19 protein-coding genes are annotated in these 22,958 nt (G+C 69.2%); 9 read left to right on the top strand and 10 right to left on the bottom strand.

Features of this window, described 5'->3' with window-relative positions:
- Positions 1-2: 2 nt before the first annotated feature.
- On the bottom strand, positions 3-938 hold the full coding sequence (locus FHU39_RS16400; protein WP_183321637.1) for an alpha/beta fold hydrolase: 936 nt from the start codon (positions 936-938) through the stop codon (positions 3-5).
- 56 nt (positions 939-994) lie between these two features.
- Positions 995-2,221, bottom strand: a complete 1,227-nt coding sequence (locus FHU39_RS16405) for a PucR family transcriptional regulator (protein WP_246336593.1) — start codon at positions 2,219-2,221, stop codon at positions 995-997.
- A 93-nt stretch (positions 2,222-2,314) separates the two neighbouring features.
- Here FHU39_RS16405 and FHU39_RS16410 point away from each other — a divergent pair, with 93 nt between their 5' ends.
- The 4 genes from FHU39_RS16410 to FHU39_RS16425 all read left to right on the top strand — a co-directional run bounded on the left by FHU39_RS16410 (position 2,315) and on the right by FHU39_RS16425 (position 5,804).
- Positions 2,315-3,370, top strand: a complete 1,056-nt coding sequence (locus tag FHU39_RS16410) for a ferredoxin reductase (RefSeq protein WP_183321638.1) — start codon at positions 2,315-2,317, stop codon at positions 3,368-3,370.
- A 17-nt stretch (positions 3,371-3,387) separates the two neighbouring features.
- Positions 3,388-4,644: a fatty acid desaturase gene (locus tag FHU39_RS16415; protein ID WP_183321639.1), complete on the top strand. Its 1,257-nt coding sequence runs from the start codon at positions 3,388-3,390 to the stop codon at positions 4,642-4,644.
- A 45-nt stretch (positions 4,645-4,689) separates the two neighbouring features.
- A complete protein-coding gene (locus tag FHU39_RS16420; protein ID WP_183321640.1) occupies positions 4,690-4,977 on the top strand; it encodes a hypothetical protein in 288 nt (95 codons plus the stop codon).
- An 83-nt stretch (positions 4,978-5,060) separates the two neighbouring features.
- A complete protein-coding gene (locus FHU39_RS16425) occupies positions 5,061-5,804 on the top strand; it encodes a histidine phosphatase family protein (protein ID WP_183321641.1) in 744 nt (247 codons plus the stop codon).
- 232 nt (positions 5,805-6,036) lie between these two features.
- On the opposite strand, the gene FHU39_RS16430 is transcribed toward FHU39_RS16425, so the two are convergent.
- Positions 6,037-7,830 (bottom strand): long-chain-acyl-CoA synthetase, encoded by a 1,794-nt coding sequence (locus FHU39_RS16430; RefSeq protein WP_183321642.1) that lies wholly within the window; start codon positions 7,828-7,830, stop codon positions 6,037-6,039.
- A gap of 213 nt (positions 7,831-8,043) precedes the next feature.
- Between FHU39_RS16430 and FHU39_RS16435 the strand changes: the two genes are divergently transcribed.
- On the top strand, positions 8,044-9,630 hold the full coding sequence (locus FHU39_RS16435) for an ABC-F family ATP-binding cassette domain-containing protein (RefSeq protein ID WP_183321643.1): 1,587 nt from the start codon (positions 8,044-8,046) through the stop codon (positions 9,628-9,630).
- 2 nt (positions 9,631-9,632) lie between these two features.
- Here FHU39_RS16435 and FHU39_RS16440 read toward each other — a convergent pair whose 3' ends face one another.
- Positions 9,633-10,841 carry an MFS transporter gene (locus FHU39_RS16440; RefSeq protein ID WP_221185566.1) on the bottom strand — a complete coding sequence of 403 codons (1,209 nt, stop codon included), beginning with the start codon at positions 10,839-10,841 and terminating at the stop codon, positions 9,633-9,635.
- A 51-nt stretch (positions 10,842-10,892) separates the two neighbouring features.
- On the opposite strand from FHU39_RS16440, the gene ligD reads away from it, so the two are divergent.
- Positions 10,893-11,861 carry a non-homologous end-joining DNA ligase gene (gene ligD / locus FHU39_RS16445; protein ID WP_183321644.1) on the top strand — a complete coding sequence of 323 codons (969 nt, stop codon included), beginning with the start codon at positions 10,893-10,895 and terminating at the stop codon, positions 11,859-11,861.
- A 31-nt stretch (positions 11,862-11,892) separates the two neighbouring features.
- Here ligD and FHU39_RS16450 read toward each other — a convergent pair whose 3' ends face one another.
- The gene (locus tag FHU39_RS16450) at positions 11,893-12,741 is read right to left on the bottom strand and encodes a glycosyltransferase (protein ID WP_183321645.1); all 849 of its coding nucleotides are present in this window, start codon (positions 12,739-12,741) and stop codon (positions 11,893-11,895) included.
- A gap of 23 nt (positions 12,742-12,764) precedes the next feature.
- Positions 12,765-14,855 (bottom strand): ArnT family glycosyltransferase, encoded by a 2,091-nt coding sequence (locus FHU39_RS16455; RefSeq protein WP_183321646.1) that lies wholly within the window; start codon positions 14,853-14,855, stop codon positions 12,765-12,767.
- Between the two features lie 182 nt (positions 14,856-15,037).
- Here FHU39_RS16455 and FHU39_RS16460 point away from each other — a divergent pair, with 182 nt between their 5' ends.
- On the top strand, positions 15,038-15,508 hold the full coding sequence (locus FHU39_RS16460; protein ID WP_183321647.1) for a hypothetical protein: 471 nt from the start codon (positions 15,038-15,040) through the stop codon (positions 15,506-15,508).
- A 254-nt stretch (positions 15,509-15,762) separates the two neighbouring features.
- On the opposite strand, the gene FHU39_RS16465 is transcribed toward FHU39_RS16460, so the two are convergent.
- Positions 15,763-16,329: a TetR/AcrR family transcriptional regulator gene (locus tag FHU39_RS16465; protein ID WP_183321648.1), complete on the bottom strand. Its 567-nt coding sequence runs from the start codon at positions 16,327-16,329 to the stop codon at positions 15,763-15,765.
- A 100-nt stretch (positions 16,330-16,429) separates the two neighbouring features.
- Here FHU39_RS16465 and FHU39_RS16470 point away from each other — a divergent pair, with 100 nt between their 5' ends.
- A complete protein-coding gene (locus FHU39_RS16470) occupies positions 16,430-17,326 on the top strand; it encodes an SDR family oxidoreductase (protein ID WP_183321649.1) in 897 nt (298 codons plus the stop codon).
- A 99-nt stretch (positions 17,327-17,425) separates the two neighbouring features.
- On the opposite strand, the gene FHU39_RS16475 is transcribed toward FHU39_RS16470, so the two are convergent.
- Genes FHU39_RS16475 through FHU39_RS16485 form a run of 3 tightly spaced genes read right to left on the bottom strand, consistent with a single transcriptional unit; the run spans position 17,426 to position 22,259 of the window.
- A complete protein-coding gene (locus FHU39_RS16475; RefSeq protein WP_183321650.1) occupies positions 17,426-18,088 on the bottom strand; it encodes an NAD(P)H-binding protein in 663 nt (220 codons plus the stop codon).
- A gap of 7 nt (positions 18,089-18,095) precedes the next feature.
- Positions 18,096-18,974, bottom strand: a complete 879-nt coding sequence (locus FHU39_RS16480; RefSeq protein ID WP_183321651.1) for an SDR family NAD(P)-dependent oxidoreductase — start codon at positions 18,972-18,974, stop codon at positions 18,096-18,098.
- A gap of 42 nt (positions 18,975-19,016) precedes the next feature.
- Positions 19,017-22,259: a DEAD/DEAH box helicase gene (locus tag FHU39_RS16485; protein ID WP_343065945.1), complete on the bottom strand. Its 3,243-nt coding sequence runs from the start codon at positions 22,257-22,259 to the stop codon at positions 19,017-19,019.
- A 187-nt stretch (positions 22,260-22,446) separates the two neighbouring features.
- Between FHU39_RS16485 and FHU39_RS16490 the strand changes: the two genes are divergently transcribed.
- A complete protein-coding gene (locus FHU39_RS16490; RefSeq protein WP_183321652.1) occupies positions 22,447-22,926 on the top strand; it encodes a hypothetical protein in 480 nt (159 codons plus the stop codon).
- Positions 22,927-22,958: the final 32 nt, after the last annotated feature.

Here is a 22,958-nt window from a genome sequence, read left to right on the forward strand (position 1 = left end):
CGTCACGCACTGCGCGCCAGGGTCAGTTTGCGCATCATCGCCGACTGGCCATCCATCCAGGTCAGCACCTCGTCGGCGACCCAGTCTGGGTAGTCGAGCATGGGTGTGTGCCCCTTGTCGGCGCCCTCGACATACGACCAGTGCGGGTGCGCGGCGGCCAGCGACCGGGCCGTGCCGACATGGATCAGCCGGTCGAGCGCACCGTGGATCAGCAGCACCGGCTGCAGGATCCGGTCCATCGTCGCCGCGTAGCGATCCCGCCGGAACAGCTGCCACAGCAGCGATCGGGTGGCGGCGAGGTGTTGCGCGTCGGCCTGCGCGATCCGGTCACGGCGCTGCAGCGTGTCCTCCAGGTGCTGCAGCCGCAGTTGCTCGCTGATCCGGTCGGCGTTGCTGGTCACCAGGCGCATGGTGAAGTCGACCTGCTGCTCCAAAGTCACGCGTTCGCTCTGCCGGGCCAGGAAACGCGGGCCGAGCACCGGCAGCGACTCGATGCCGAACCCGGCGAGAACGAGCGGGTGCGGTCTGCTCACCGGGGTCGGGGGTATGGCGGGGTCGATCAGCACGGCGCCGGCGACGGCCCTCTTGTCCAGGGCCGCGAGCTGCGCGGTGAGCAGGCCGCCCATCGAGTTACCGATCACGACGGCGGGTCGGCCGTCACATGCGCTGTGCACGAAACGCTGCAGCAGCTGCAGGTTGGCCGGCATACTCGCCTGTTCGGGCGGCACGTCGGTGAGCCCGTGGCCACCCAGGTCCAGCGCGACCACCCGGCCGCGTTCGGCGAGCAACGGCATGACATCGGCCCAGTTGGCCCAGGACCCGCCCAGGCCGTGCACGAGCACGAACCGCGGCCCGTCCTTGGGGCCGTCCTCGGTCACGTAGTGGACGCGGGTGCCGTCCAGGTCGACATAACGCTCGCGCAGCTTGGCAGTCGTCACGGTCGTCCAACCTATAGACCGCGGGGTGACCGTGTAACGCATGCGGTCAAGATCGCTCAGTCCTGCGCAGCCGGATCCGGCCGGTGACCCGCCCGGAGCACCAGCTCGAGCTCGAAGCGGCGGTCGGGGTCGTCCAGGTCGTCGGCGAAGACGTCCCGCAGCTGCCCGAGCCGGTAGCCGACGGTCTGCGGGTGCACGTGCAGCTCGCGCGCGATGCGGCCGCGTTCGCCGCGGTGTTTGAGCCAGACGAGGAGCGTCTCGGCGAGTCGCTCCCGCTGCTCCGGGCGCAGGTGCCGCATCGGCTCCAGGCTGCGCGCGGCGAGATCGCGCATCACCAGCGGATCGGACCGCAGCGCGATCATGGTGAGGTGGTCGTCCACCCAGCGGACGTCACCCTCCGGGTCGGAGAGGGACGGTGTGCCGGCGGCGAGCGCCGCGGTCCGGTAGGACTCCTCGGTGGTCTCCCAGCCACGAGCCGGGCCGACCCACGCGTGCCGGCCGCGCAGCATCTGCGCGATCTGCTCCCGCTGCGCATCGGTGGCCGGCGCCGCGAACACGACCACGACCTCACCGGTGCGGCTGCTGATCAGGGCGTCGTCGCCGAGTGCGGCGCGCAGGCCCTCGGCGTGCTCGGGCGAGAGCACGGCCGCGACCACCCGCGCCGGGATCGGCCAGCCGGCGCGCGCCGCGAGCCGCCGCGCCTCCACCTCGGACAGGTTGCCGGCGAGCATCCGGCGCAGCAGCGACTCCCGGCGCCGGTCCCGTTCCCCCACCTGGCGGGACTGTTCCTCGGTGAAACCCTCGATGCTCGCGGCGGAGATCTCGTCGATGTAGACGAAGATCGACTCGCCGAGCGGCAGCATCAGCCGCGGCTCCAGGCCGACGCGGTCGGCGATCGCCGACACCGCACGGAACGTCACCCGGGCACCGAGCCGGTATGCCGACAGCAGCGCCTCCAGGGAGCGGCCGGTCCGGGCCTCACCGACCCCGATCTGCCGGTAGATCGCGCGGGTCGCCGGCATCAGCGCCGGCTCGTCCCGGCCGGGCAGGTCGATGAAGAGCCGGCCGAGCGCGATCTCGACACCACGCCGTACCGAGGCGCCGAACTCGCCCTCCAGGGGACGGGAGTACTCGGGAACCTCCTGCGGGATCCGCAGCACGATCTCCTCCACCAGCTCCGACAGCGAGCCGGCCAGCAGCGTGCTGACGTCGCGCGGCAGCTCCGCCCACGGCATCTCGGAGCCGAGCGAACTGCGGCCCATCGGCTGGTGTGTGCTCGTCATACCGCCCCTTTTGTGCTGTCGCGATAAAACTAGATGCTCCATTGTAGGCCGGAGGCGGATGAATCAGCGCCGCGAGCCAATTACAGTAGTGGCATGGGTCTGAAGTCCGCCGCGCTCCGCGCAGCCTCGGTGTTCACGCACCCCGCGCACCCCCACGACTTCCTGGCCCTGATCAACCCGTTGTCCTCGGCACGGCAGCTGCGTGGTGTCGTCACCGCGGTCCGGCCGGAGACTCCGCAGTCCACGACGATCGCGTTCCGGCCCGGCGACGGCTGGTCGCCGCACGACGCCGGCCAATGGGCCCGGATCGGCGTGGAGATCGACGGTGTCCGCCAGTGGCGGTCCTACTCGTTGTCCGCACCGGCGGGCGGCGACCCCGAGATCACGGTGACCGCGTGCGGCAGGGTCTCGGCGCACCTGGCGCACGAGACCCGGGTCGGCGACATCTTCTTCCTCGCCCCGCCGCAGGGCGACTTCCTGCTGCCGACCGGGCCGCGCCCCCTGCTGATGCTCACCGGCGGCAGCGGCATCACACCGGTCATGTCGATGGTCCGCACCCTGCTGCCGAAGCGCGCGGACGCGGATGTCGTGCTCATCCACTCCGCACACGACCGTGAGTCGTCACTGTTCGGCGACGAGCTCGCCGAGCTGGCGGCGCGGCACGACGGTTTCCACGTCGTGCACCGTTACACCGCCGAGGACGGACGCATCGACTTCTCCACCGTTCGCGACATCGACGCGCTCTGCCCCGACTGGCGCAGCCGCAAGACCTACGTGTGCGGCCCGTCGGCGATGCTCGACGACGCCGAGAAACTCTGGGTGGACGCGAACCTTCCGGGCAGCCTGACCGTTGAGCGTTTCGAGACGGCGAAGCTGACCCAGGTCTCCGGCAACGGCGGCACGGTGATCTTCGAGAAGTCCGACCGCGAGGTCGAGGCCGACGCGAGCACACCGTTGCTCGAGGTCGGCGAAGAAGCCGGCGTGCTGATGCCGAGCGGATGCCGGATGGGTATCTGCCGCACCTGCCTGACCCCTCTGCTGTCCGGCCAGGTGCGCGACCTGCGCACCGGCGAGATCAACGACACCGAAGGCGACCTCATCCAGACCTGCATCTCGGCGGCCGCCGGGAACTGCCACCTCGATATCTGAGCAAGGACGGATACCCCGTGACTCTCACCACCGAAGCGACCGAGACCACCGTCGCGACCAAGAAGCGCACCGGCGTCCTCCCGACCACCGGCGCGCCGCTGGAGCGACCGTCCGCGGCTGCGCACCTGTCCGACGAGCAGGTGCAACAGCTCGGCGCCGAGCTGGACGCGATCCGGGACGAGATCATCGCCAAACGCGGTGCGTCCGACGCGGCATACATCCGCCGGACGATCAAGGTCGCCCGCGGCCTCGACGTCGGCGGTCGCATCGCGCTCGTCTTCAGCAAGACCAAGCTCGGCTGGGCGGCCGGCACCGGCGCCATCGCGCTGTCGAAGGTGCTGGAGAACATGGAGATCGGGCACAACGTGCTGCACGGCCAGTGGGACTGGATGCGCGACCCCGACATCCACTCCACGACCTGGGAGTGGGACTTCGTGGCGCCGGCCCGCGGCTGGCAGCACACGCACAACGACATCCACCACACCTGGACCAACGTGCTCGGCAAGGACCGCGACGTCGGCTACAACATCCTGCGCGTCAGCGAGGACCAGCCGTGGCAGCCGCGGGACGTCTGGAACCCGGTCGTCAACGCGTTCCTCGCGCCGTTCTTCGAGTGGGGCATCGCGTCCTACGACCTCGAGTGGGACATGGTGACGGCCGGCCTGAAGTCCAAGGAGGACTTCAAGTCCGACCTCACCGCGCTGAAGAAGAAGGCCATCCGTCAGGTCGCCAAGGACTACGTCGCCACCCCGGCGGCGGGCATCCTGGTCGGCAACTCGTTCAAGCGCGGGCTGGCCGGCACGGTCACCGCCAACATGATCCGCAACGTCTGGGCGCACGCGGTGATCTTCTGCGGTCACTTCCCCGACGGCGTCGACGTCTTCACCGAGGAGATGATCGACGGCGAGACCCGCGGTGACTGGTACATCCGGCAGATGCTCGGCTCGGCCAACCTGTCCGGTTCGAAGCTCTTCCACATCCTGACCGGCAACCTGTCGCACCAGATCGAGCACCACTGCTTCCCGGACCTGCCGTCCAACCGCTACATCGAGGTGGCTCCGAAGCTGCGTGCGGTATGCCGCAAGTACGACCTGCCCTACACCACGGGTCCGTTGCCGAAGCAGCTCTTCCAGACCTGGAAGAAGATCTGCCAGCTGGCGCTGCCGGACGAGAACAAGTGGGAGACCGTGAAGGCCGTCTACTCGCCGAACAAGGCGAAGCGGCGTCGCGCGAAGGCCGCGCTCAAGGCGGGCCAGCCCATCCCGACGGCATAGACGTCGCATAGCAGGGTCATAGCGCTCGACGGTTGAGTTGTCCCCATGGACACCACAACCGCCTTGCACCTACCCGAAGCCGACCGTTCCGGATTCCTGCGCCGAGCCGGCCGGTCCGTGCTCGGCAGCGCGGCCATCCTCATCGTCGGCGCCGGCGCCATACCAGCGGCCGACGCCGCGGGCGCCGGGGTCGCGACCGGGCTCAAGCACATCTCCGCGCAGCACTCGAGTCAGGACGCGAAGCTCAGCCCCAGTGCCCTGCCTGCCGAATCACGAGCCTCTGCAGCACGATTCGTGGTCGGCGAGGACGGCCGGCTGACCCGGGCGGACTGAGGCCAAGTGCGACGCCGCGGTGTGCATGAGTGCGCACGGCTCGTCGTTGCGCGTCGACGCCCGCGCCCGGCTAGGTTGATCTCATGCCACGTTCGATTCTGCTGGTGCGCCACGGCCAAGCGTCGTTCGGCAAGAGCGACTACGACCAGCTCAGCGACGTCGGGCGCACCCAGGCGCGTCTGCTCGGTCAGTTCCTGAGCACGCGCGACATCACACCCGACCGGATCGTCACCGGCAGCCTCAACCGGCAACGGCAGACCGCCGCCGGGATGTGCGTGGCGGCGGGCTGGATCACCCCGACCGACGTGAACGATTCGTGGAACGAGCTGGACCACGTCGAGATCATCAACACGTTCAAGCCGGCGTACAAGAACATGCTGGTGCTCAAGGCCGACATGGTCCGCACGCTGCGGCCGCGGGCGGCGTTCGAGGACATGTTCACCCAGGCGATCGCGCGCTGGGCGAGCGGCGAGCACGACGAGGACTACACCGAGAGCTTCTCCGCGTTCGACACGCGGGTCCGCAAGGCGATGTCGGCGCTGCTCGAGGACGAGGCGGATTGCACGATGGTCGTCTCCAGCGTCGGCCTCATCTCCTGGATCGTCGCGCGCATCCTCGTGCGCGAGCCGTGGGACCGCGACGTGCGTGATCCCGGCCGCCCGGGCACCAACGACCTTGCCATCGAGAGCATCTGGCGCGCGACCTCCATGGCCGGCTACAACAGCGGCGTCACCCGGCTCCAGCTGGACAAGGAGGGTCAGCCGCAACTGTTGACCTACAACGAGATCGGGCACCTGCCGGAGAACAAACTCGTCACCGTCCGGTGACCCTCCCCGCGCAGCCGAACCCCAGCTCGCGACGAACCGGAGCGCGACGAACCGGAGCGCGACGAACCGGAGCGCGGACGAACCCACCACGCCACCCGCCCGTCCACTTCCTGCCGAGAGGACACGATCTGGCCCAGAGGACACGAAAAGCGCTCGCTCTGGGGCGCTTTCGGGCCGCGGTTCGTGTCCTCTCGGTGCGTTTGTGGGCCTCTCGGCGAGGGGGGTGTCTGCGTCAGAGACTCGGGATCCTGCCCGCCGCGACCTCGTCGACATAGCCGTCGTAGACCGGCACATACCCTCGCTCGCTGTCGGTGAGCACGAAAACCTCGTCGTCACCGGGCTTTTCGAAACCTTGGTTGCGCAGCTCCACCTTGCGGCTCTTGAAGGTCGAGGTGTGCTCGAGGGAGTCGGTGATCCGGATGAACAAGGGCAGGGCGTATGACGGCAGGCTGCTCGCGAGCTCCTTGCCCCAACGGACACCGTCGACCGAACCGCCTTCTGCGAGAACGACGGCCGCCATACCGGCCTTTCCGTCGGTGCCGGGCACGCCGACGCCGTAGACGATGCTCTCCTCGACACCGGGTAGCCCGTCGAGCGCGCCCTCGACCTCGGTGGTCGCGACGTTCTCGCCCTTCCAGCGGAAGGTGTCGCCGAGCCGGTCGACGAACGCGACGTGCGTGAGACCCTGATTGCGCACCAGGTCACCGGTGTTGAACCACACGTCGCCGTCCTTGAATCCGTCGCGCAGCAGCTTCGCCTCGCTCGCACCCTCGTCGGTGTAACCGTCGAACGGTGCGCGCTCGGTGACCTTCGCGAGGAGCAACCCGACCTCGCCCTTCTTCACCTTGCGCAGCCGGCCCTTGTCGTCGCGTGTCGCCGCGCCGGTCTCGGTGTCGTAGGCGACGACGGAGTAGGGCAGCGGACAGGTGCCGGCGGTCTGGTCGACGTTGTAGGCGTTGATGAAGGCGATGTTGCACTCGCTGGCGCCGTAGAACTCCGCGATGCGGGCGATCCCGAAGCGCTGCTGGAACTGCGCCCAGATGTCGGGGCGGAGGCCGTTGCCGACGATGACCCGCACCTGGTGCTGCGTGTCGACCGGCTTCCCCGGCTGCGAGAGCAGGTAGCGGCACAACTCGCCGATGTAGACGAAAGCCGTTGCGTCATACCGGATGCAGTCGTCCCAGAACCGGCTCGCGGTGAACTTCGCCGGCAACGCCATACTCGCGCCACTGACCAGCACCGAGCTGAGCGCGACCGTCACAGCGTTGTTGTGGTAGAGCGGTAGCGGACAGTACATCGTGTCGGTGGATTTCAGCCGCACCCCGAGCGCACCGAGCCCGCTGTAGGACTTCAGCCACCGGAAGTGGCTCATCACCGACGCCTTCGGCATGCCCGTGGTGCCGGAAGTGAAGATGTAGAAGGCCTTTTCGTGGGCGACGGTCTCCGCGCACGCGCCCGGGTCGTCGTCCGGCGCATCGGCGGCAGCCTCCTGCAGTTCGCTGAACGTCATGACGTGTTGCGCCCGGGAGGCGTCGCCCGCGCTGGCGAAATCCTCGGTGCACGAGTCCTCGACGACCACGAGGCGCGCGGTCAGCACCCCGAGACTGTGCGCCAGCACGTCGGCGCGCTGGTTGTAGTTGAGCAGTCCGGCGATGGCGCCCAGCTTCACCACGGCGAGCTGGACCAGCAGGTTGTCGATGCCGTTGTGCGCCATCACGCCGACGACATCGCCGCGCTGGACCCCGAGTGATTCGAGTACGTGCGCATAACGGTTGACGGTTGCGTTGGCCTCGCCGTACGAGACGGTGCGGACCTCACCGTCCGCGCCCTCGCCCTTGAGGAACGGCCGCTCGGGGTGGCGCGCCGCGGCGTGCTGGAAGACCAGACCGAGGGAATTCTTCGCGGTCGGCTTGCGGAAGAGCAGGCCGGGCGCCTCGCGGGCGAGCAACGGCAGGTCCGGGAGTATGCCGAGCGCCCCTTTCCCGAGATCGAGCAGGCCGACGCGCTGACGGGTCTGTGGGCTCACTGGACTGACTCCTTGTTGCTGATGCGAGGCTCCCGGAAACTCCTACTTTACCCGCGAGTAACCCGTTGGCCAGGGGTTCGCGGTCGCCAATCGAATTGTGTATGCCGGCCGGGTCGTGGCACAGTATCCGCATCATGAAGCTCTGAGTCCGTCATCGCTCGCGTCCGCGGCCACGCCCGGCGAGCATTCCCACACCCGTGGAACGGATCCCTCATGTCATTGCTGATCACCGATCTGGTGTGTTCGTATGCCGACCGCCGTGTGCTCGACGGCGTCAGCCTCTCGGTCACCGACGGGGCGACCGTCGGCCTGGTGGGCGAGAACGGTTCCGGCAAGTCGACGCTGTTGCGTGTCGTGGCGGGGCTGCACGAGGCCGACGGAGGATCGGTGAGCGTGTCCCTTGATCTCGGGTTCTTCAGCCAGGACACCGGCCTCGATGCCTCCGCGACCCTCGGCCAGGTCCTGTATGACGCGCTCGCGCCGTTGCATGAGGCGACCCGCCGGTTGGAGGCACTGGCCGAGCGGATGTCCGACGACACAGCGGCGGCAGCCGAGTACGCGGCAGTGCTCGAGTGGGCCGTGCACCACGACGCGTGGGACGCCGACCGGCGCGCCGAGGTGGCGGCGCACCGGCTGGGTCTGGGCGAGATCGACCGGGGCCGCACCGTCTCCTCGATGTCCGGCGGTGAGCGGTCTCGGCTCGCACTGGCCGCACTGCTGACCCGGCGGCCAGAGGTATTGCTGCTGGACGAACCGACCAACCACCTGGACGACGACGCCCTTGACTTCCTGGAGACCGAACTCGCGGCAATGAACGGCGCCACCCTGGTCGCGTCGCACGACCGGGTCTTCCTGGACCGGACCTGCACCGCGATCGTGGATCTGGACCCGTCCCACTTCGGGACCGATGGCCGCGGCGGACGACTCTTCTCCGGCAACTTCACGGATTATCTTGCGGCCAAGCGCGATTCGCGAGTGCGCTGGCAGGAGGAGTTCGAGGCCCAGCAGGACGAGTTGAACGCCTTGCGGGTCGCTGCGCGCACGACGAACACCGATATCGCGCACAACCGTGGCCCGCGGGACAACGACAAGTTCATCTACGGCTTCAAAGGGCAGCGGGTGCAGGCCACGGTGAGCCGTCGACGGCGCAACGCGGAGCAGCGCATCGAGTTGCTGGAGCGTGAACGGATCCCGAAACCACCTGCGCCGATGCATTTCTCGGGCTCGTTCGACCGGGAACCCATCGCCAGCGTGATGCTGCGGTCGGTGCGGGTGCCCGGCCGGTTGCGGTGCGATCGGCTCGACGTGGCGCCCGGCGAGCAATTGCTGGTCACCGGCGCGAACGGCGCCGGGAAGTCGACGCTGCTCGACGTGATCGCGGGACGGCTGGCGGTGGCGGACGGTGATGTGCAGGTCCGGGCGCGCCAGATCGGGTTGCTCACCCAGGATGTCTCACTCACCGACCTGTCCACGAGCGCGGCGGCCCTCTTCGACGAGGTCGACTCGCGGATCTCCCTGTCGTCGCTGGGATTGCTGCACCCGCGGGACCATCGCCGGCGGATCGGCGCGCTGAGCCTCGGGCAGCAACGGCGGGTCGAGCTGGCCCTGCTGATCGCTCGCCAACCGGACCTGCTGCTGCTCGACGAGCCGACCAATCACTTGTCCCTGTCACTGGTGGACGAGTTGGAGGAGGCGCTCGACGCGAGCCCGGTGACCGTCATACTCGCCAGCCATGACCGGTGGATCCGGCGGCGGTGGGCCGGCGACGCCATTCACCTCGAGCCGGCCGGTCGGGCATGAACTCAGCCGACGCGCGCCGAGCGCAGCGTCCACTCGCCGACGACGATCGCGAGCAGCAGCACCACGGCGATCGCGCCACCGAGGACGCACACCCCGTCCCAGCCGTGCGCCGCGGCGACGCGGGTCGCCGCCCACGAACCGAGTGAGCCGCCGATGAAGTAGGTCGTCATGTAGGCGCTGTTGACCCGCGACCGCACCTCGCCGGGGATCGCGTAGATCTGGCTCTGGTTGCTGACCTGGACACCCTGCACCCCGAGGTCCAGCGCCACGATGCCGATGATGAGCGGCACCAGGTGATTTCGCCCCGCCGCCATCGCGCACCAGGACAGGAGGAGGAGTATGGCGAAGCCGACGGCGAGGTGCAGCGCGTGGCCCTTGTCGGAGTGGCGGCCCGCGAACTGCGCCGAGACGGCGCCCGCCGCACCGACCAGGCCGAAGAGTCCGATCACTGCCTCCGAATAGTGATAGGGAGCGCCGACCAGTAGGCCGGTCAGCGCCGTCCACAGGACGCTGAACTGCGCGAAGGTGAGCGCGCCGTACAGCATCCGCCGGCGCAGCACCGGCTCGGTGCGCACCAGCCGGGCCACCGATCGCAGCAGGCCACCGTATGACGCGGTGACCGTGGCCGGGCTCGGCGGCAACCCGCGCCGCAGGGCCACGGCGAGCATCAGGACGAGTGCCGCCGCGACGACATACACCGCGCGCCAGCCGCCGACCTCCGCGAGCGCCCCCGCGACGGTGCGGGCGAGCAGGATGCCGAGCAGCAGGCCGCTCATCACGGTGCCGACGACGGTGCCCCGCTCGGCGGGCGCGGCCAGATTCGCCGCGAGCGGCACGAGGATCTGCGCCAGCACGGACAACAGGCCGACCAGCAGCGACGCGACGAAAAGCCAACTGGCCGTGGGCGCCACCGCAACCAACAGGAGTGCGACGACCAGCCCGAACGACAGGTTGACGACGAGCCGGCGGCGCTCCAGCAAGTCCCCGAGCGGTATGACGAAGAACAGGCCCAGGGCGTAGCCGACCTGGGTGCAGGTCACCAGCAGGCCTGCGGCGGCATGCGGGATTCCCAGGCCCTGACTCATGGTGTGCAGCAACGGCTGGCAGTAGTAGAGACTCGCCACCGTCAGGCCGGTCGCCACCGCCATGAGCAGCACGGTCGAACGATGCAGCGGAGCGACGGGCGGTGCGGTGGGCTGCTGGGTCGACACGCGTCCATTGTCCGTGACGCACCCGATCGGTCCGCACAGTAGGTTTGCTGGATGGCAGCCAAGGGCAGCACGCCGGCCATCGAGGTCGAGGCCGGCGACCACACCGTCCGCATCTCGAATCCGGACCGGGTCTACTTCCCCGCGCGCGGCGAGACCAAATTGGATCTCGCGCGTTACTACCTCGCGGTCGGCGACGGCATCGTGCGGGCGCTGCGCGACCGGCCGTGCATGCTGCACCGCTACCCGACCGGGGTGACCGGTGAGAAGGTGCACCAGAAACGCGTTCCCCGCGGCGCACCGGACTGGTTGGAAACAGTGCGGATCCACTTCCCGCGGTGGAACCGCACCGCGGACGAGCTGTGCGTGACCGAGATCGGCGCGGTCATCTGGGCGGTGCAGATGTCGACCGTCGAGTTGCACCCGTGGAACTCCCGGCGCTTCGACGTCGAGCAACCCGACGAGTGGCGGATCGACCTCGACCCGATGCCGGACGCGGACTTCGCGCGGGTGCGGCGCACCGCGCACGTCGCACACGAAGTGCTCGACGAGCTCGGCATCACCGGCTACCCGAAGACGTCGGGCGGCTCCGGGCTGCACATCTACGTGCGGATCGAGCCGGAGTGGGGCTTCCAGGACGTGCGCCGTGCCGCGCTGGCGTTCGCCCGCGAGGTCGAGCGTCGTGCTCCGGACGACGTGACCACCACCTGGTGGCGCAAGGACCGGGATCCGCGCCAGGTGTTCGTGGACTACAACCAGAACACCCGCGACCACACGATCGCCGCGGCCTATTCGGTGCGGGGCAACCCGGACGCCACCGTCTCCACACCGTTCGCCTGGGACGAGTTGGACGACATCGACCCCCGCGACTGGACCATCGCCACCGTGCCGGCGCGGTATGCCGAGAAGGGCGACCTCACAGCGGGAATCGACGACGAAGCGTTCCGCCTCGATACCTTGCTGGAGTGGGCGGACCGGGACGAACGGGACGGCGCCGAGGAGCCACCGGAGCCGGAGGACTGATCGCCGAACTCCGACTCCAGGGGCCCCTCAGCTAGTCCACCGGTGCGAGTGATCTGGTCGCGACGCCCTGGATACCGAGTCGCCCCAGCGCGTTTCGCACCTGTGCGAGCCTCGGCTCGAGCTGGGCTCGGGTGCTGCGCAGGCGCCATACACCGTGCAGATCGTCGCGGGCCGTGCTCGCGATGTGCACGCGGCTGTCCGGATCGTCATACCAGTCGACCGGGACCTCGTGGATGCGCAGCCGGCACCACTCGGCCAGCACCAGCAGCTCGGTGTCGAAGAACCACGACTCGTCCTCCACCAGCGGGAGGAGCACCTGCGCGACGTCACGGCGGATCGCCTTGAAACCGCACTGCGCATCGGAGAACTTGACCCGGAGCCCCTGGTGCAGGATGAAGTTGTAGCTGCGCGAGATGAATTCGCGTTTCGGTCCACGTACCACGTGAGCACCGTGTGCGAGGCGGGAGCCGATCGCCACATCCGAATGACCGGACATGAGCGGCGCCACCAGCGGGAAGAGCGCGCCGAGGTCGGTCGACAGGTCCACGTCCATGTAGGCGAGCACCAGGGCGTCGGACGCGAGCCACGTCTGCTTCAGCGCGAGACCGCGGCCCTTCCTGCTGAGCACCTGCACGCGGACCTCCGCGAGCGACGATGCGAGCCGACGCGCCACTCGCAGGGTGCTGTCGGTCGACGCGTTGTCCGCGATGGTGATCCGGAACGGGTAGGGGAACTCCTTGTGCAGCATCCGCCAGACCGTCTCGACGCTGGCCGCGAGCACGTGCTCCTCGTTGTAGACCGGGATCACGACATCGAGCACCACGGGCTTCCGCTCCGCCCAGACCGGGCGATGATCCGGCGAAATGAGCTCTGTCTGCATTTGTTTCATCATCGTTCCCTGTCTCAGTCGCTCGACGACGAACTGGTCGGCTGGGTGAGGTCGTAGAAGGTCGATCCCCCGATCGTCACCTTCTTGTAGTTGGCCTCGACCCAGCTCGAGATCTCCTGCGAGGCGTTGGAGCCACCCATCTGCTGTCCGCCGACTCCGCCCGCGACGAAGTAGTGGATCTTGCCCGCCTGCACGTATGCCTTGAACTGTGCCAGCGTCGGCGAGTTGTCGCTGCCGTTGAAGCCGCCGATCGCCATCACCGGCTGCTGGGTGGCCAACTGGAGCCCGGCCGCGTTGTTGCTGCCGATGGCTGCCGCGACCCAGGTGTACTTGCTGGCGTTGGACTGGAGGGCCGCGACGACCGCCGTGCTCGGTGTCGACGCATCGAGCAGTCCGCCCATGCCGCCGCCGTTGGTCGTGCCATCCTGCGTGGTGCCACCGGTGGTGCCGCCGGGAGTCGTCCCGCCCTGGCCGGTGGTGCCGCCCTGGCCGGTCGTACCACCGGGTGCGGTGCCGCCACCCGGCATACCGCCGCCGCCGCCTCCGGGGCCGCCACCCATGCCGCCACTCGGGCCGGCGGTCGGGATGGACCCGGTGTGCGCGGAGTTCACCGTGCTCCAGGTGTATGCCGCCGGGCCGGCAAGTCCGGCCGCCACAGCGGCCGCGAGCACGAGCGGGATTGCCTTACGGTGCAACCAGTTCAGCGCGAGTAGGAGGAACGCTGCCGCCATACCGACTGCAAGGATCGAGACGCGCAGCCAGTCGCCGTACGCCGTGGTGCGGGTCAGCAGGATGAACGACCAGGTTGCCGCTGCGGCCGTGGCGGCCGCGAGGGTGATCGAGCCGAGGGGGCTGTGCCGGCGTTCCCAGGCCTCGTGGGCACCCATGCCGACCACCGCGGCGATCGCGGGCGCCAGGGCCACCGTGTAGTACTGGTGGAAGATGCCCGCCATGAAGGAGAAGGTCAGCCCGGTGACCAGCAGCCAGCCGCCCCAGACGAGGTATGCCGCCCGGCGGCTGTCCGTGCGCGGTGCGCGACCGCGCATGACCACGCCCATCGCGAGCAGGATCAGCGCGGTGGGTAGCAGCCAGGAGACCTGACTGCCGACCTCGGAGCCGAACATCCGGGTGATGCCGGTGACGCCCCACATGCCGCCGCCGTTGCCACCACCACCGCCGACGGAACCGGTCTCGTTGCCGCTGAGCCGGCCGAAGCCGTTGTAGCCGAAGGTGAGGTTCCAGAACGAGTTGTCCTCGCTACCACCGATGTACGGCCGGCTGCCGGCCGGAACCAACTGCACGATGAGCACCCACCAGCCACCGGCGGCGACGAGACCACCGATGCCCGCGAGGAGGCCGAGGACGCGACGCTTCAGGTTCGTGCGCGCCGCGAGCAGATAGGCGATGCCGAAGAACGGGACGACCAGGAACACCTGCAGCGTCTTGGTGAGGAAGCCGAAGCCGAGGAAGATGCCGACGAACGCCATCCAGCGGATCGAGCCCTTCTCGATCGCCTTCATCGTCGCCCACGCGCCGAGCGTCATCAGCAGCACGAGCAGCGCATCGGGGTTGTTGAAGCGGAACATCAACGCTGCGACCGGGGTCAGTGCCAGGGTCGCGCCCGACAGCAGGCCCGCCACCGGACCGAAGTGGCGTCGAACCATGGTGTACACGAGGCCGACGGTCGCGACGCCCATCAACACTTCGGGCATCAGCAGCGCGAACGAGTTGAGCCCGAAGATCCGCACCGACAGGGCCATCACCCACAGCGCGGCCGGTGGTTTGTCGACGGTGATGGAGTTGGCTGCGTCGGAGGAGCCGTAGAAGAACGCCTCCCAGTTGACCGAGCCCGCCTGGGCGGCAGCCGAATAGAAGGAGTTGGCCCACCCGCTGGCGGTGAGGTTGTAGAAGTAGAGGACCGCTGTCGCCAGCAGGAGCCCGAACGCGGAGGGCCGCGCCCAGCTGGGGTCGTCCGGGTGGCCCCTCCAGAGCCGGGTCGTTCGGCCACTTCGGGTGGCGACCGCACTCACGTGGGTCGCAGCACCCTGCGGCTCCCGAGGGATCGCCTGGTCTGAGGTCCGCAGGTGTGCGGTCGCTGAATCCATGCCGCCGAGACTGTCGGCGCTCCTTGTGGGCATCCTGTGGCAGGCAGCAGGTCTGCCCATGAACGAACAGCGGCTTCGAAAAGTTGCCAGGACAGACAGCGAATGCTCAAAGGCGAGACACAGGACGGGCGGCGAGGTTCTGCTGTGACAACGATTCCCTGCCACGCGAAGGACCATTGTTCATGACGCAGCAACCACCTCAGCAGCCGGAGCAGAACGGCCGACCGCCCGAGACATGGTCGGGGGCCGCGTCGGGTGAGTCGCCGGTAGCGCCGCCCGGGTACGGGTATGGCGTGCCGGACGCTCCGCAGCCTCCGGCGACCTCGCCCGCGCTGCGCCAGCCCCGCTGGTCCGGGAAGAAGACCGCGGTGGTCGCGGCCCTGGCGATCGGCCTGTCGTCCGCGGGCGCGATCACGGCGTCCGCTGCGGTGCCGAGTGGTTCCACCGGTGGCGACGGCATGGGCGGTCGCGGTGGTTTCGGCAACTTCCGGCAGTTCGGCGACGGTGGCACGGGCGGAAACTCGAACGGCAGTGCCGGCAGCGACGGCAACGCACCCGGTGGCGGGGTCCCCGGTGGCACCATGCCATCCGGTGCACCGGGCGCAGGCGAGGGAGCACCGGGCGGCTCCAGCGGCTCCGGTAGCAATACCTGACCGATCGGCCGGTGGGACGTCATGTGCACCGGCGCCTGAGCAATACCGCGCGCGACCTCGATACGCCTCCTCCGCTTCGCTCCCCCGGCTACTCGGCCACCGCGGAGTGGACTACTGACTACTCGACCACCGCTGTGCCGATCGGCCACCGCGAAGTGGACTACTGACCACTCGACCACCGCTGTGCCACTCGGCCAGCGCGGAGTGGACTACGACTACTCGGCCGCTGTGCCGATCGGCCAGCGCGGAGTGGACTACTCGGTCACCAGTTGCGTGAGCGCGGCAAGCCGCTCGTGCGCGATGGTCGCCATACTCCGCTTCTCACCTTTGGTGATCCACTGCTGGAACGACAGGTGGAAGACCATGACACCCACCTCGGCGGCCAGGGTCGCGGCGGGCTCGCCGACGCCTCGCTCGCCGAACACCTCGCCGAGCCGCGTCTTCAGGGTCGCGAGTTTGGCCAACTCCCGCTCCTGCAGCGCAGGCTCGCGGGCGATGATCACGGCACGTGCGCGAGCGAACGCCCGGCGTTCGTCGGTGAAGAAGGCTCCCGCCGCGACGAGCGAGCGCCCGATCAGCTCGTACGGCGCGGTGCCGTCCGGCGCCGCATCGATCGGCTCGAGGAACAGCTGCAGAAAGTCGTCCTGCCCGGCGAACAGCACCTCGCGCTTGTCCGCGAAGTGCCGGAAGAAGGTGCGTTCGGTGAGTCCTGCGGCCTCGGCGATCTCGGCGACGGTCGTCCGCTCGAAGCCCTGATCCGCGAACAACCGCATCGCGACCTCTCCCAGTCGGTCGCGCGCTCCGGGTTCCCAGCGGGCCATGCCGAGAACTGTACTGATGACAGTCACTGACGTCGAGGTGTACCGTAGGTGATGTCAGTGAATGACATCAATTCGATGCACCACTCAGGAAGGACGCAGCATGCGCGTATTCGTCACCGGAGCCACCGGATGGATCGGCTCCGCGACCGTCGACGAGTTGCTCCGTGCGGGGCACCAGGTGACCGGTCTCGCCCGGTCGGACTCGTCGGCCGACCAGCTCGTCGCGAAGGGAGCCGCTGTCCTGCGCGGCGACCTGGATGACCTGGACGCCATTCGCAAGGGCGCCGACGCCGCCGAGGGCGTCATACATCTCGCCAACAAGCACGACTGGGCCAACCCGGCCGACTCCAATGCCGCAGAACGTGCTTCGGTCGAAGCGATCGGTGAAGTCCTCTCCGGGAGCGACCGCCCGTTCGTCTTCGCCTCGGGTGTCGCCGGCCTCGTCCAGGGCCGGCCGTCGACCGAGGATGATGCGAGTCCCTTCGTCGGCCCCGACGCACCGCGCGGTGGTGCCGAAGCTCGTGCGTTCGACTTCGTCGGCGACGGGGTGCGATCGATCGCCGCCCGCTTCGCACCCACGGTGCACGGCACCGGGGACCACGGTTTCATCGCACGGATCGTCGCCGCTGCGCAGCAGCACGGGGTGTCCGGGTATGTCGGTGACGGCTCCAACAGCTGGGCGGCTGTCCACCGGTTCGACGCCGCGCGCCTCGTGCGACTCGGATTGGAGTCCGCACCGGCAGGCACCCGGCTGCACGCGACCGGCGAGGCCGCCGTGCCGACCAAGGCGATTGCCGAGGCCATCGGTGCGGGCCTGAACCTGCCTGTCGTCTCGATCGATCCGAGCGACGCCGTCGATCACTTCGGCTTCGTCGGCCAGTTCTTCGGCATGGAGATGTCGGCGTCGTCGAACCGGACCAGGAAGCTGCTCGGCTGGCAGCCGACCGGACCGACGCTGCTCGAGGACCTCGCGGCCGGGGCGTATTTCGGGTCGTGAGTCCGCGGAGCACGTGGTCTCGATACGCCGGCTCGTACCTCGCCGGCTACTCGACCCGCGTGAGCATGCCGTACTCCGGCTACGCAACCCGCATTCGGGCTAGAGCTGGGCGACGGCCTCCGCGATCGGGGTGTCACCGTTGTTGAACTGCACGAACGCGCCGACGGAGTTCTGCGCGGGCAGCAACGCCGCGACCACGGCCGCGACATCGGCGCGCGACACCGACCCGGAGGTGAGCTCGGCCCCACCCTGACCGTTGACCTCGATCCGTCCGGTGGGCGGATCGAGGGTGAGCCCGCTCGGCGCAGCGATGGTCCAGGACAAACCCGTGCCACGCAGGTACTGGTCCGCCGCGGCCTTCGCCTCGGCATACGCGAAGAACGGATCACCTTCGGGCACACCGTGATCCGGCGATGCTCCGAAGTACGAGACCATGATGTAGCGCTCGATGCCGAGCTCCGCGGTCGCGTTCATGCTGCGGATGGCGGCATCCCGGTCGACCGCGTAGGTCCGCGCCGAGTTGCCGCCGCCCGCACCGGCGGACCACACGACGGCGTCGACTCCGTCGAGCAGTTCCGAGAGTGCCGGCACGTCGAGATGTTCGACGTCGGCGACGACCGGTATTGCCCCGGTGGCCGCGACCTCGGGCGCGTGGTCCTCGTTGCGGAACAGCGAACGCACCGAATGACCTTGGGACGTCAGCAGTTCCGCGAGGAGCAACGCAACCTTGCCGTGTCCGCCGATGATCGCGACCGAGCTCATGACTTCCTCACTTCTTTCTGGCGCCGAGCGACTGCAGCTTCTCGACGATCCTAGGCGTCGTCGGCCGACCCGTGCCCACCTGCTTCCCGGCGGCGAACATCGCCCGGTCGTAGAGCGGCCGCGCGAAGCGCTTGGCGGCATACGCGACATGCCCGTCGCGGTCGGTGAGGATGATGAACTTTCCGGCCTTCATCCCGGCAAACGCAACGGCCGCAACCTGATCCGCCGACCGGGGCGCCTTGTTGATCATGTCGGTGCCGCTCGCCTCCATGTCGACGTCCTTACCGCCGAACGACTGCGCGAGGTTGGTGCGGAAGAACGACGGGCAGATCACCGACACCGAGATGCCCGAGGGCGCGAGCTCCGTGCGCAGCGTCTCGCTGATCGCCACCACGCCCGCCTTCACGGCGTTGTACGACGCCATCGCCGGCGCGTGCACCAGCCCGGCGAGGGACGCGGTGTTGACGATCTGGCCACCGGAGTCCTGCTGCTTCATCATCGGCACGAAGGTGTGGCATCCCCGGGCGACGCCGATCAGGTTGATGTCGGTGATGCGGCGCCACTCGTCCATGTCGGCCACGTCGATGCGGCCACCCGCGGCGATGCCGGCGTTGTTGATCAGCAGGTCGAGACCGCCGTACGTGCTCTCGACCCAGTTGCGGGCCGCGTCCCAGTCCTCGTCCTTGCTCACGTCCAGCCTGAGGTAGTCGACCCCGGCCGGCAGCGAGCCCTCCGGCGCGGTCTCGTGCACGTCGCCGACGACCACGCGGGCGCCGTCAGCGACCAGCAGCTCGACCAGCGCCTGGCCGAGCCCGGAACACCCGCCGGTCACCAGGCAACGGGCTGCGGCATACGACCTGGACGGTTTCGAGGAGAGGAGACCCATGTCCTCACCCTAGACGCGGTTACCGCCCAGTAACCAGGGGGTTCACTGCAACAGGGCGCGGATGTCGTCCGGTGTGATCGCCCCACCGGAGCCGCCGTCCCCGTCGACGACCTTCTCGAAGAGCTCGCGTTTGCGGTCCTGCAGCGCAACGACCTTCTCCTCGATGGTGCCGGCACTCACCAGCCGGTAGACCATCACCGGTTTGTCCTGGCCGATGCGGTGCGCACGGTCGATCGCCTGAGCCTCGGTGGCGGGGTTCCACCACGGGTCGAGCACGAAGACGTAATCGGCCTCGGTGAGGGTGAGCCCCACCCCGCCGGCCTTCAACGAGATGAGGAACGCCGCGTCGTCACCGTTCTTGAACCCGTCGATGACCTGCTGCCTCCCGCGGGTCCGACCGTCCAGGTATGACGTGCTCAGCCCGGCGTCGGCCAACGCCTCGCGGGCGAGCTTCAGGAACGACGTGAACTGGCTGAACACCAGGGCCCGGTGACCCTCGGCCGCCAGCTCACCGATCTGCTGGACCAGCAGCGCGAGCTTGGCGGAGGTCTCGGCGGCGTTGCTCGGCACGTCGTCGACCAGCCGCGGGTCGAGCGCGAGCTGGCGCAGCCGGGTCAGCGCGGCCAGGATCGCGACGCGGTTGCCGTCCGGGTCCTCCAGCAGTCCGAGCACCCGCTGCCGCTCCCGCTGCAGGTGCCGGTCGTAGGTCTGCCGGTGCTTGGCGCCCAGCTCGACCGTCTGCACCTGGACCTGCTTGGGCGGCAGGTCGCTCGCCACCTGTTCCTTGGTGCGGCGCAGCATCAGCGGGCGGATGCGGCGGCGCAACTGCGCCAGCAGCTCCGCGCCGTCGCCGCGCTCGATCGGCTTGCGGTAGCGCTCCTTGAAGGAGTCGGGGCGCGGATAGAGGCCGGGTGCGGTGAGCGCCAGCATGGACCAGAGGTCCATCAGCGAATTCTCCAGCGGGGTGCCGGTGATAGCGAGGGTGAACGGCGCACCGATCCGCTTGGCCGCCTGGAACGTCTTGGACTGGTGATTCTTGATCCACTGGGCCTCGTCGAGGACCAGGCCGTTCCACCGGGTCGCGGCGAACTCGTCGGCGTCCAGCCGCAGCACGGCATACGACGTGACGACGACCTGCGCATCACCGATCGCCTCGGCGACCGTGCTCCCGCGCCGCTTGCTGGTCTCGGCGAGCGGCAGCACCCGCAGGTCGGGCGCGAACCGTGCCGCCTCGCTCACCCATGTGCCGACGACCGAGCTGGGTGCGACGACGAGCACCGGCACGTCCAGCTCGCCCTCCTCCCGGGCCCGCGCCAGCAGTGCCAGCGTCTGCAACGTCTTGCCGAGGCCCATGTCGTCGGCGAGAATCCCGCCGAGCGCGCAGTCCCACAGCGCGGCGAGCCAGGTGAACCCGTCGACCTGGTAGCCGCGCAGCGTCGCGTGCAACGACTCCGGCACGCTCGGCGCCGTGAACCGGTCGAGGCCGCGGACCCGCTCGACCTGCTGCACCCAGCGCTCGCTCTGCTGGTCGACGACCCCGAGACCCTCCAGCTCGTCCCACAGCCCGAGGTGGAAGCGGTTGATCGACAGCCCCTCGCGGTGCTTGTCGGAGATCTCGCGGGCCTCGGCTATCAGCCGCTCCAGCTGCCGCAACTCCGGCCGGTCCAGGCTGAAATAGGTCCCGGACATCAGCAGCATCGCCTCGTCCCCGCGGGCGAGCGCGGCGAAGAGGGCCGCGAACGGCACCTCCTCCCCGTCGATGGACACGGTCACGTGCAGATCGAGCCAGTCGTGGTCGTCGGAGTCGGTGGCGCCGATGGTGATCTGCGGTGCGGTCCGGCTCTCCTCGAAGCTCGGCAGCTCCGTCGCCGTGACGATCTCGAGGTCGTCGTCGTCCTCCAGCTCGGCGAGGCTCTCGACCAAGCGCACCGCGGGCCAGCCGCGCAACAGGCTCCGGCCGAGCGGCCACCAGCCCAGGCCGCCGACCAGCTCCATCAGCTCGTGCTCGCGCAGCGTGTCCTCGAGCCGGCCGACGAGGGCGTGCTCGGCGGCGCGGTCGCGCGTGCGGTCGTAGACGTCAAGCGCGACCGGCCGCGCGTGCTTGCCGGCATACAGCATCTCGGCGACCACCTCGACCGCCTGCGGCTCCGGTGAGCTGAGCGTGAGCCGCAACCGGATGGGCTCCGGCTCCGGCACGGGCACGCCGTTGCTCGCCACCAGGTGCAGCTGCCGCGTGAGGCGCGGGTAGTAGAGGTCGCGGAACTCCTCGGCATCCTCGGCCGGCACGTCCACGGGGCCGTCCAGCAGGAGGGCCCGAGCCGCGGTGCTCAACGCGCCGTCGAGAGCGGCGAGGGTGATGCTGCCGTCGGGCCGGATGTGCGCGATGCCGTGGCCCGGGTCACCGAGCACGACGAGCTCGCCGGTGACGTCGGCCAGGCCGAGCACACTCGCGGACCCGCGCAACGAGCCGTCGTCCTGCTCCTCGAAGTCGGCGACGACGTGCGTCGGATCGGGTGCGAGGCGCACGTCACCGTGCCCGTTGTATGACGGCAGCAGCTCCACCCCGGTGGCCAGGCACTCGCGCAGCGCCGACCACACACCGGCGTTCGCCCCGTCGAGCTGCACCACGGGGTCGCTGAGCGCCCAGGCGTGACGCCTGCTCGACGTGAGGTCACGCAACGCGGTGACCGCGTCGGCCTGCGCGACGTTGAACCGCCGGCGGACCCGGTTGAGGCCGATCTCGTCCCAGGACGACTGTTTGGACCAGCGCTCCGCCTTGGTGCGGTGCGACGGGGTGAGGCCGATGCGGGTCACCCGGTGCCGGCCGCTCAGCTCATGGCTCACCGAGACCCGCAGGCCCAGCCGAACCCCGTCATCGGTGTCGTCGACCGGCGGCTCGGTCAGTTGCTCCTGCACGAACCGGCGCCAGGCGGGCACCTCCGGGGTGCCGCCGCCCAGGTGGTCGCGGGCCGTGAGCAGCGTCGCCGCCACGTGCTTGCACTCGGTGGCCATCGGGCAGGAGCACCGGGAGTGCCACTGCGGCACCCCGTCGAAATCCTCCATCCGGGTGATCATCACGGTGTAGGGCCGGGCCCGGTTGCCTTCGACCGTGGCCAGCAGCAGCCTGCCCTGGTCGCCGACGTTGATCGTCTGCACGCGCTCGGAGTCGACATACAACTCCGCCCGGGCGAGCGTGAGCTCCCCCATCCGCTCGGCGAGCTGCTCCGGTGTCACGCGGCGCACCCACTCGGCACCGCGCAGCTGCAGCTCCGACGGGTTGATCACGCTCCGACGTTAGCCGCCGGGGCCGACAGCCGCGACCACCACCACCACGCTTCTGTGCACGACGGGTTTCCGGGGCAGGGGATGTGGACGCCCGGCCGGCCCGCCGACGGCGGCGCCGGGTTGCGTACTGGTAAGGATTGTGGACACAACTTGGACGATTCCCGCCGTCCGTCAGATACTCGGCTCTATGCGAAGGACACAGAGCGCCGTCGGCATGGGCCTGGCGATCGCCGTCCTTCTCGGGATTCTGGGCCTCTGGCTGTGGGGAAAGCCGCGCACCTCGGTGCCGCTGCCGTCGAGCGAGGCGTCGCCCGCCCAGGTGGTCAAGACGTTCGCGCAGGCCCTGAACGACCGGGATTTCGCTGCGGCGAAGAGCATGGTCATCGGCAACCAGGTGGGTGTCGACGCCGAATGGTGGGACCTGCACGGCCCGCGCATCGAGGAGCTGCAGATCCTGGGGACCAAGCGGGTGACGACCGGTGCCACCTGCGGCAGCAAGGTCACCAAGGCCTGGAAGCAGTGCGTCGAGGTGGACACGCTGTCCACCTTCCGGCACGTCAAGAGTCTCAACACCAGCGAGGACCCGCACCGCGAGGCCTGGTCCTACTACCTGGTCCGCAACAGCGACACGCAGAGCTGGCGGATCCGGGACTGGGGCAAGGGGTAGGGCTCCTCGTCGGGCTTCGAGTATGCCCAGCG

It is taken from the genome of Flexivirga oryzae, assembly GCF_014190805.1.
Lineage (GTDB): Bacteria > Actinomycetota > Actinomycetes > Actinomycetales > Dermatophilaceae > Flexivirga > Flexivirga oryzae.

Coding starts and splice junctions, on each gene's coding strand:
- FHU39_RS16405 (WP_246336593.1), bottom strand. CDS start 2,221: ATGACGAGCACACACCAGCCGATGGGCCGCAGTTCGCTCGGCTCCGAG.
- FHU39_RS16410 (WP_183321638.1), top strand. CDS start 2,315: ATGGGTCTGAAGTCCGCCGCGCTCCGCGCAGCCTCGGTGTTCACGCAC.
- FHU39_RS16420 (WP_183321640.1), top strand. CDS start 4,690: ATGGACACCACAACCGCCTTGCACCTACCCGAAGCCGACCGTTCCGGA.
- FHU39_RS16425 (WP_183321641.1), top strand. CDS start 5,061: ATGCCACGTTCGATTCTGCTGGTGCGCCACGGCCAAGCGTCGTTCGGC.
- FHU39_RS16435 (WP_183321643.1), top strand. CDS start 8,044: ATGTCATTGCTGATCACCGATCTGGTGTGTTCGTATGCCGACCGCCGT.
- ligD (WP_183321644.1), top strand. CDS start 10,893: ATGGCAGCCAAGGGCAGCACGCCGGCCATCGAGGTCGAGGCCGGCGAC.
- FHU39_RS16450 (WP_183321645.1), bottom strand. CDS start 12,741: ATGCAGACAGAGCTCATTTCGCCGGATCATCGCCCGGTCTGGGCGGAG.
- FHU39_RS16455 (WP_183321646.1), bottom strand. CDS start 14,855: ATGGATTCAGCGACCGCACACCTGCGGACCTCAGACCAGGCGATCCCT.
- FHU39_RS16460 (WP_183321647.1), top strand. CDS start 15,038: ATGACGCAGCAACCACCTCAGCAGCCGGAGCAGAACGGCCGACCGCCC.
- FHU39_RS16465 (WP_183321648.1), bottom strand. CDS start 16,329: ATGGCCCGCTGGGAACCCGGAGCGCGCGACCGACTGGGAGAGGTCGCG.
- FHU39_RS16470 (WP_183321649.1), top strand. CDS start 16,430: ATGCGCGTATTCGTCACCGGAGCCACCGGATGGATCGGCTCCGCGACC.
- FHU39_RS16475 (WP_183321650.1), bottom strand. CDS start 18,088: ATGAGCTCGGTCGCGATCATCGGCGGACACGGCAAGGTTGCGTTGCTC.
- FHU39_RS16480 (WP_183321651.1), bottom strand. CDS start 18,974: ATGGGTCTCCTCTCCTCGAAACCGTCCAGGTCGTATGCCGCAGCCCGT.
- FHU39_RS16490 (WP_183321652.1), top strand. CDS start 22,447: ATGCGAAGGACACAGAGCGCCGTCGGCATGGGCCTGGCGATCGCCGTC.